Origin of the sequence: Mycobacterium sp. (assembly GCF_032159765.1) — a bacterium.
GTDB lineage: Bacteria > Actinomycetota > Actinomycetes > Mycobacteriales > Mycobacteriaceae > Mycobacterium.
Window position 1 is genome coordinate 1 of sequence record NZ_JAVHWM010000086.1, and the last position, 7,558, is coordinate 7,558.

The window sequence follows — 7,558 nt, forward strand, 5'->3', positions numbered from 1 at the left end:
CAGCCTGGCCACTACACCGTCGTCTTCACACCCAATACGACGTTCGTGAACCAGCTTCCCGCCAACACCACCGTGCCGGTGACATTCACGCTGGGCAATGGAGACGAACATGCCACCATCAACGTGCAGGCAAGCGTGACGCGCGGCAACGTGGGACCGCTATTGCTCATGAACGGCCCCGTCCATAATGCGGATAACTCGACAACCTTCACCGGGACGGTGAAAGACCTCAACGGAGACACGGTCACCCTCGGAGCGTTCGCCAGTCCCGCCGGCAGCCAAAACACCGGCACCGTAACCGTCACGCCAAACACCGGCGCGGGGACGTTCTCGATCACCGTGGTCTTCGTGCCCAACGCCAACTATGTGAACTCGCTGACCGAAAACGAGAACGTGACCATACACGTGACGGCCAGCGACGGGCACAACGGTTTCTTCTCCTTCGTCGCGATCGCAACGGTGGAGCCCGCCGGTACACCGCCCGTCGTCGTCACCCCACCGCCTGTTGTCACGCCGCCGGTTGTCACTCCGCCGCCTGTCGTCACGCCGCCCGGCACCGGCGGAGGAGGCCTAGGCGGCGGCGGCACGGGCCCCGATCGCGATCGCCCGATTGAGCGCCAGCTGTAGCCAGCGGCGGTGTCGCTTATCCACGCTGCCGGGCGAAGAACTCCGCCAGCGGAGCCGCGCATTCGTCGGCCAGCACACCGCCGCGCACCTCCGGCCGGTGTGTGAGCCGCCGGTCACGCACGACATCCCACAGCGATCCGACCGCACCGGTTTTCGGTTCCCACGCGCCGAACACCAGCTGCGCAACCCGGGCCATCACCAGCGCGCCGGCACACATTGTGCACGGCTCCAGCGTCACCGCCAGCGTCGTGCCGTCCAGTCGCCAGCCGTCTCCGACAGCGTGGGCCGCGGCCCGCAGCGCAAGGATTTCGGCGTGGGCTGTCGGATCACCTAGCGCCTCGCGGGCGTTGACGGCTCGCGCCAACTCGACACCATCGGCGCTGAACACGGCCGCTCCCACCGGGACGTCCCGCGGCCCAGCCGTCGCGGCCGCCGCCAAGGCGACGCGGATGAGTTCTTCGTCGTTCATCGCGCCGAGATAGAAACCTGGGTAGTCATTTCGCGGATTTCACAACCGTGGCTTCTGTCTCGCGGAAGTGGGGAGGGTCGGGTCACCGATTCAGGCGTTCGAGCACTGCGGAGAACTCGTCGGTGAATCCCATCCGCGCGGCGATCATGCCCAGCTGTTCGTCGGCGTAGAGGTCGGTGTCGGACAGAATCACCCGAAGCACATCGTCGGGGAGCCCGACGTCGGAGAGCACGTGGAGGTCGCCCTCTTCGAACGGCTCATCGGGGTCGAGTTCGTCGTAGTCGATGTCCGCGTCGAGCTTCTCCAGCGCCTCCGCCGCGATCTCGTAGTCGAGCGCGGCGGTGGCGTCCGACAGGAACAACCGTGTTCCACTCGGGGCCGGGCGCACAATGATGAAGAACTCGTCATCGACGTCGAGCAGCCCGAAGACCGCTCCCGCACTCCGTAATTCGCGCAACTGCGTCTCAGCGTCTTGTAGGCTGCTCAACGCCTTCGACGGCATAGGGCTGCACTTCCACGCGGCATTCTCTCGGACCACTGCCACGGCGAATCCCTCCGGAATCTCCGGAGCCTGCTCCTTCGCCGGTCCACGCTGTGGTCCCATGGCCGATTACGGTAGTCGCCCCTGGACTGCCTTGACCACTATCTGACGGTCTGCGCGGCAGGTCGGTGTGCCAACCTTGAAGCTGTGACGGCGAACCCGGTCTGTGTGCTCGGGCTCGGCCTGATCGGCGGATCGATCATGCGAGCCGCCGCGAAGGCCGGTCTGGAGGTCTTCGGATACAACCGCTCCGTCGAGGGGGTGCAGGCGGCCCGCTTCGACGGGTTCGACGCCACCCATCGACTGGACGAAGCCCTGGGCCACGCGGCCGAGAGCAAAGCGTTGATCGTCCTCGCTGTTCCCGCACCCGCATTGCCGATCCTGCTGAATTACATCCGCGACATGGCGCCAGACAATCCGCTGACCGATGTCACGAGCGTGAAAACCGCTGTGCTCGAAGAGGTTCAGAAGGTCGACATGCTGGCGAACTTCGTCGGCGGGCACCCGATGGCAGGCACCATCCACTCCGGCTGGGCGGCCGGCAGCGACCGCCTGTTCGTCGGGGCCGCGTGGGTCGTGTCCGTCGACGACCATGTCGACCCGCGGTGCTTTATCGCGGTCACCCAGCTGGCGCTGGCCTGCGGCGCGGTGGTGGTGCCGGCGCGATCCGACGAGCACGACGCGGCCGCCGCAGCCATCTCACACGTGCCGCACCTGGTATCCGAGGCGGTAGCAGCCACGGCCGCCGAGGTGCCGCTGGCCTTCGCGCTGGCGGCCAGTTCCTTCCGCGACATCACTCGCGTCGCAGCCACCGCCCCGGAACTCGTGCGAGCCATGTGCGAAGCCAACGCCGAGCAGGCACTCCCGATCCTGCACCGGACGATCGAACTTCTCACCCAGGTGTCGACATCGCTCGCCGATCAGGGATCGGTGGCCGAGCTCGTGGATCACGGCCACGCCGCGCGAACCCGATACGACGGCTTCTCGCGTTTCGACATCGCCGGGATCTTGGTCGGCGACGAGGGCTGGCGTCCGCAGCTGGCCGCGGCCGGCCGCGCTGGCGGTGTGTTCAGATCCGTTCCGCCAGCCCGGGGTAGTCAAGGATGAAGCCGTTCTCGTCGACGGTGACCGTGGTGTCGGCGACCGGCGAGTGCAGCTTGATCCCGTCGGGGCCGCTCGTGTAGCCGATCATCGCCGGTTTCACGGCCAGCTCCGGCAGGCTCACGTACACCACTGGCACGGTCACCGATTGCGGGCTCTTGTAGACACCGGTTCGCCGAATAGGCAGCGCGTTGAAGAACGGACTGAACACCATGTCGACGTCCAGCGCGCCGTCGTAGGCGCCGCGGGACGACCCCTGGTGATCGGTGACCGACCACATGTTCTCCTCGTCGCGCGCGATGGACAGCTGACGGTCGCGTTCGGCCAGGGTGAGGCTCAGCGACAACCGCAGCGTCGCGCCTGTCTCGTCGGTGACCAGATCGTAGGACGCGCTGAATGCCGGATGCGCGTTCGTGGCACCGGCGACGATCCGACCGTAAGCTCTGATCCTGTTGCCGGACAGATGAACTCGGGCTGACTCCATCCGCGGAACGTCACGGGCACGCCAAGTCAGGATTGCCGGCCAAGCGCTCGGTGCCGCTTCAGGTGGGGTCTCGCTCACCCGTCTAAACTAGTCGACGATTCGCCCCGCGCGCCGGTTAAATCCGGTGTCGATCGCCTACGTGCCATCGCCGCTTCGTCGTCGACCAGTGGTGCCGGCATCCTCCGGAAGCGACCCGTCCCCGGTACCGACGCCCACACGGCGAACGCCAACAGCGCATCGAGCAGCAGAGCCAGCGCGGTGACCATCAACGCGCCCACCAAGGCGATATAGAACTGGCGAACTTTGATGCCGTCGATCAGGTACCGGCCCAGTCCACCGAGGCTTGCATAGGCGGCGATGGTCGCCGTCGCGACGACTTGCAGCGTCGCGGTGCGCAGTCCGCCGAGGATCAGCGGTAACGCATTCGGCAGTTCGACTCGCAGGAGCACGCGCCTCTCCGTCATCCCCATCGCCCGTGCCGCGTCGACCACGGCGGGGTCGACGTTCGCGATACCGGCGTAAGTCCCGGCCAGCAACGGCGGAATGCCGAGCAGCATCAATGCCACAACCGCCGGCAGCAGGCCCAAGCCGTACAGCAGTACCGCGAGCAGCAGCACGCCGAGAGTGGGCAGGGCGCGTAACGCGTTGACACCGGTGACCACGACGAACGTGCCGCGGCCGCTGTGTCCCACCAGCATTCCGATCGGGATCGCGATCAGGGCCGAGAACGCGACGGCGAGGACGGTGTATTCGAGATGCTCTCCGATGCGGGCGAGCAGCCCGGCGTTCCCGCCCCAGTTAGCCGCGGTGAAGATGTAGGAGAGCGCCTGCTGCAGGAAGTTCATCGCCCGCCCGACCTCGCTCTGGCCCATGGTGTGGCCAGCCGGCCCGCTGCCCAGATCGTCGTGTCGACGGCGACCGCGAGCACGAAGATCGCGATGATGCCCGCGACGATCTGGCCGGTCTTGTTGGCCTGGTAGCCCAGGGTGAACCACGTGCCGAGGCCGCCGATGCCGATCACCGAGCCCACCGAAACCATCGAGATGTTCGTGACCGCGACGACGCGCAGGCTTGCGACGAGCACAGGTATCGACAGGGGGAGATCGACTTTGAGCATGCGGGTGAGCGGTCGGTAGCCGATCGCCGTGGCGGCGTCGCGCACCTGGCCTGACACCGCGTCCAGCGCCTCGGGCACGGCGCGCACCAGCAGCGCAGTGGTGTAGAGCGTCAGCGCGACGATCACGTTGGCCTCGTCGAGAATCCTCGTCGGAATGACCAGCGGCAGCGCGACGAACAAGGCCAGCGAGGGGATCGTGAAGATGATGCTCGCGGTCAGCGTAGTGATGCGCCGCAGGATCGTCGTTCGTTGGACGAGGGCGCCGAGTGGCACCGCGATGACCAAACCGAGAAGCACAGGGATCAGCGACAGCCGCAGGTGAATGATCGCCAGATCCCAGGCCTTGTCGAGATGCGTCAGGAGGTATTGCACAAGCTAAGGCTGTCTACTCGGGGATGTTTGCTCTTCGCCCGAGAGGCTCATCGCCGTCGTCCGTTGCTTGTCGAGTGCGGCCACCACATCGGATGCCAGCACGCCGCCGATCGCCTTGCCCGAGTCGTCAACCGCCACGCCCAGGCCCGACGGTGACGATAGCGCGGCGTCGAGAGCCTGACGCATCGTGGACTGCGGGCGGAACAGCGATCCGCCGGCGATCGTGCTGTCGTACAGGGATCCGCCGTCGCGATGGATTTGCACGCCCTTGGCGTTGAGCCACGCGTAGGGCGTTCCGTCGGGTCGATTGACCAGCCGCCACTCGTCGTCGCCGAGAGTCAGCCCGTCGATCTCGGCCTCGGTGACGGTGTGAATGTCGTGGATCGGCAGCCCGGTGGCGTGCACGAACTGCAGACCCCGGTAGCCGCGGTCGGCGCCGATGAAGCCGGCGACGAATTCGTTGGCGGGGTTCGACAGAAGTCGCGCCGGTGCGTCGTACTGCTGCAGGAGACCGCCGGGGCCGAAGACCGCGACCTTGTCGCCGAGCTTGAGTGCCTCGTCGATGTCGTGTGTGACGAACACGATCGTCTTGTGCAGTTCGCTTTGCAGCCGCAGCATCTCGGCCTGCAGTTCCTCGCGGACCACAGGGTCGACGGCGCTGAAGGGCTCGTCCATCAACAGGATTGGCGGATCAGCGGCCAGCGCTCTGGCCACCCCGACGCGCTGCTGCTGGCCTCCGGACAGCTGAGCGGGATACCGCCTGGCCAGTTTGGCGTCCAGGCCCACCCGCTCCATCACTCCTAACGCGGCCTTGCGCGCGGTCCGGCGAGACTCGCCACGCAGCACCGGCACGGTCGCGATGTTGTCGACCACGCGTTGGTGCGGCATCAGGCCTGCACTCTGGATGACATATCCCATGCCGAGTCGGAGCTTGACCGGGTCGACCTTGGTGACGTCGGCGCCGTCGACGGTCAGGGTGCCCGACGTCGGCTCGATCATCCGGTTGATCATCCGCATCGACGTCGTCTTGCCGCAGCCCGACGGGCCGACGAACACGGTGAGTGTTCCTGCCGCCACGTCCAGGGTCACGTTGTCCACCGCGACGGTGCCGTCGGGATAGCGCTTGGTCACGCTGTCGAAGTTGATCATCTCACCCGTCTCTGTTCTTCGCGCAAGCGCTCATCACCCACCGAGGGGTTTGTCGAAGCCATTGTCCTGCACCCACTTTCGAGCGGCTTCGTCGGCGTCGACGCCAGAGTTGCCACTAACTGCGGTATTGAGTTTGATGAGATCCTCCGTGGTCAACTTGGCGGACACGGCATCGAGCACATTCTTGAGCTTCTCGGAGTTCTTCTGGGAACTCACCAACGGGACCGAGTTGGCGGCCAGAAAGTTGTTCTTGGGGTCTTCGAGCACCACGAGATCGTTCTGCGGAATGAACTGCGACGTGCTGTAAATATCGGCGGCGGTGACATCGCCTTTGACCAGTGCGGCCACCGTGGCCGGACCGCCGCCATCGTTGATCGCCACGAAATTTCCCGGGCTGATGTCCAGGTTGTATTTCGCCTTGAGCCCCGGCAATCCTTCGGTCCGGTTCAGGAACTCTGAGGATGCGCCGAACTTGACCTCGGCCGAATGCGCGGCGAGATCGGCGATCGTCTTGAGGTTCCACTTCTCCGCCGTTTGGCGTGTGACGGTCACGGTGTCGGTGTCGTTCGCCTTCGACGGATTCAGTATCGCCAAATCGCCAGGCAGTACTCGAAGCAGGCTCAGCGCCACGTCATCCGGCGTCGTGGCCGTGGTCTTCTTGTCGAAGTACTGCAGCAGGTTCCCGGTGTACTCGGGCATCAGATCGATCGAATGATCCCGAACGGCAGGGATATACACCTCGCGGGCGCCGATATTGAACCGCCGTCCAACGTCGAAGCCGTTGGCTTCGAGCGTCTGAGCGTAGATCTCGGCGATGATATTCGACTCCGGAAAGTCGGACGATCCAACGACGATTGATTTCAGATCGCCGGAGACCTCGCCGCCGCCGAGCGGGTTGGAACTCCCGCAGCCGGCCACCAGGACCGCGAGGCCGGCCGCGACCGCAGAGCGCCATCTGATTGTCCGCACCGCTGTCCTCCCGTTGGCTTGCTCGACCCTAACGCGCAACATGCTTGCTTCTCGCCATGAACGGGCAATCATGAACACATGAGCAGCGATCCGAACGTGCCACCGCCGATGCACGAAACAGGCCCTGCACAGCCTCAACCAGCCCCACCGCCGCCTCCGCCTGAGGAGGTCGCCCGACATCAGGAACCCGGTCACGGGGGGCCATTCGGTAAGCGCGGCAAGGAACCGCGCAGTTACCCTCCGCAGTCGGCGGTGAGGTTCACCAAGACGGCGGCGGCATGGTGGGCGCTGATCGTCGGCGCGCTGACATTGATCGTGCTGCTGGTCTTCATCGCTCAGAACCTTGACTCGACGACGATCCAGTTCCTCGGGTGGCAGTGGGAGACGCCGACCGGAATAGCGTTGCTGGTGGCCGCGATCTGCGGCTCGCTGATCACATTCATGACCGGCGGACTGCGCATGCTGCAGCTGCGCCGGATGGCGAAGAAGAATCTGCAGGCGGCCCTGCGCCCGCCGCCCGCGGAGTGATCGGGGTCAGCGGTCGTTGCGGGGCAACAGGTCCCAGACGTGTTCGGTGCCGTTGACCTCGGCCACCGTGAAGGCCCCCGCGCGTGAATAGCGCAGCCGCGTGATCGACGCGTAGTCGATAGGGAACAGCAGCAGCCGTTCCGTGCCGAGGAGCCGGTGCAGGATCACGTTGATGACGCCGCCGTGGCTGAACAGGGCAAT

11 protein-coding genes are annotated in these 7,558 nt (G+C 65.6%); 3 read left to right on the plus strand and 8 right to left on the minus strand.

The genetic code is table 11. The features are described 5' to 3' along the window. Positions 1-627: hypothetical protein (locus QOH60_RS09465; RefSeq protein ID WP_526419476.1), on the plus strand; the 627-nt coding region annotated here is incomplete at its 5' end. Between the two features lie 16 nt (positions 628-643). On the opposite strand, the gene QOH60_RS09470 is transcribed toward QOH60_RS09465, so the two are convergent. Together QOH60_RS09470 and QOH60_RS09475 are read right to left on the minus strand one after the other, a co-directional pair. Continuing rightward, entirely contained in the window at positions 644-1,096 is a 453-nt protein-coding gene (locus QOH60_RS09470; RefSeq protein ID WP_526419478.1) for a nucleoside deaminase, read from the minus strand. Positions 1,097-1,178: 82 nt separating this feature from the next. Continuing rightward, entirely contained in the window at positions 1,179-1,700 is a 522-nt protein-coding gene (locus QOH60_RS09475) for a tRNA adenosine deaminase-associated protein (RefSeq protein WP_526419480.1), read from the minus strand. 84 nt (positions 1,701-1,784) lie between these two features. On the opposite strand from QOH60_RS09475, the gene QOH60_RS09480 reads away from it, so the two are divergent. Further along, positions 1,785-2,744, plus strand: a complete 960-nt coding sequence (locus QOH60_RS09480) for a prephenate dehydrogenase (RefSeq protein ID WP_526419482.1) — start codon at positions 1,785-1,787, stop codon at positions 2,742-2,744. Here the strand turns inward: QOH60_RS09480 and QOH60_RS09485 are convergent. From QOH60_RS09485 to QOH60_RS09505, 5 genes are read right to left on the minus strand one after another with little or no spacing between them, the layout of a single operon-like run. Beyond that, positions 2,707-3,300, minus strand: coding sequence for a putative glycolipid-binding domain-containing protein (locus QOH60_RS09485; RefSeq protein WP_526419484.1), 594 nt, complete (start codon positions 3,298-3,300; stop codon positions 2,707-2,709). The two genes, QOH60_RS09480 and QOH60_RS09485, sit on opposite strands and share 38 nt — an antisense overlap. Next, positions 3,297-4,067, minus strand: a complete 771-nt coding sequence (locus QOH60_RS09490) for an ABC transporter permease (RefSeq protein WP_526419497.1) — start codon at positions 4,065-4,067, stop codon at positions 3,297-3,299. Before QOH60_RS09490 ends, QOH60_RS09485 begins: the two co-directional genes overlap by 4 nt. Next, a complete protein-coding gene (locus QOH60_RS09495; RefSeq protein WP_526419487.1) occupies positions 4,064-4,711 on the minus strand; it encodes an ABC transporter permease in 648 nt (215 codons plus the stop codon). Before QOH60_RS09495 ends, QOH60_RS09490 begins: the two co-directional genes overlap by 4 nt. Before the next feature lie 3 nt (positions 4,712-4,714). Continuing rightward, positions 4,715-5,860, minus strand: coding sequence for an ABC transporter ATP-binding protein (locus tag QOH60_RS09500; protein WP_526419489.1), 1,146 nt, complete (start codon positions 5,858-5,860; stop codon positions 4,715-4,717). Between the two features lie 33 nt (positions 5,861-5,893). After that, positions 5,894-6,871 (minus strand): ABC transporter substrate-binding protein, encoded by a 978-nt coding sequence (locus QOH60_RS09505; RefSeq protein ID WP_526419491.1) that lies wholly within the window; start codon positions 6,869-6,871, stop codon positions 5,894-5,896. Positions 6,872-6,907: 36 nt separating this feature from the next. Here QOH60_RS09505 and QOH60_RS09510 point away from each other — a divergent pair, with 36 nt between their 5' ends. Further along, the gene (locus QOH60_RS09510; RefSeq protein ID WP_526419493.1) at positions 6,908-7,357 is read left to right on the plus strand and encodes a LapA family protein; all 450 of its coding nucleotides are present in this window, start codon (positions 6,908-6,910) and stop codon (positions 7,355-7,357) included. Positions 7,358-7,363: 6 nt separating this feature from the next. On the opposite strand, the gene QOH60_RS09515 is transcribed toward QOH60_RS09510, so the two are convergent. After that, the coding region (locus QOH60_RS09515) for a histidine phosphatase family protein (RefSeq protein WP_526419495.1) at positions 7,364-7,558 on the minus strand (195 nt) is incomplete at its 5' end.

Excerpts from the sequence above, each read along its gene's own strand:
- QOH60_RS09470 (WP_526419478.1), bottom strand. The coding sequence starts at position 1,096 with ATGAACGACGAAGAACTCATCCGCGTCGCCTTGGCGGCGGCCGCGACG.
- QOH60_RS09475 (WP_526419480.1), bottom strand. The coding sequence starts at position 1,700 with ATGGGACCACAGCGTGGACCGGCGAAGGAGCAGGCTCCGGAGATTCCG.
- QOH60_RS09490 (WP_526419497.1), bottom strand. The coding sequence starts at position 4,067 with ATGAACTTCCTGCAGCAGGCGCTCTCCTACATCTTCACCGCGGCTAAC.
- QOH60_RS09500 (WP_526419489.1), bottom strand. The coding sequence starts at position 5,860 with ATGATCAACTTCGACAGCGTGACCAAGCGCTATCCCGACGGCACCGTC.
- QOH60_RS09505 (WP_526419491.1), bottom strand. The coding sequence starts at position 6,871 with ATGTTGCGCGTTAGGGTCGAGCAAGCCAACGGGAGGACAGCGGTGCGG.
- QOH60_RS09510 (WP_526419493.1), top strand. The coding sequence starts at position 6,908 with ATGAGCAGCGATCCGAACGTGCCACCGCCGATGCACGAAACAGGCCCT.